The 257-nt window shown below is 62.6% G+C and carries 1 pseudogene; it reads left to right on the top strand.

The features are described 5' to 3' along the window. Positions 1-257 (top strand): annotated as a pseudogene (locus tag ABR397_RS23940) (site-specific tyrosine recombinase XerC); the annotation flags it as partial.

Genomic DNA, 257 nt, shown 5'->3' with positions numbered 1-257 from the left:
GCTTCGCCACTTTACGCCAGCATCTGGCGGCCTGGCTGGAAGCCGTGCAGGGACAGGGCTTAAGCGAACGGACTCAGGAGTCCTATGAAGAACGGCTGTTGCCGTTCGTCAACTGGTGCGAAGCGCGTGGCGTGATGACGGCACCGCAGGTCAGCCTGCCGTTACTGGAAAGTTACCAGCGCTGGCTGAGAAGCCACCGTAAAGCGGACGGCCAGCCCTACACCCCGGGCAGTCAGCGGGACCGCCTGAGTGTCTTA

The sequence above is a fragment of the Photorhabdus viridis genome (genome assembly GCF_040256935.1).
In the GTDB taxonomy this organism is placed as follows: domain Bacteria; phylum Pseudomonadota; class Gammaproteobacteria; order Enterobacterales; family Enterobacteriaceae; genus Photorhabdus; species Photorhabdus viridis.
This window is presented reverse-complemented; position numbering and strand designations above follow the sequence as displayed.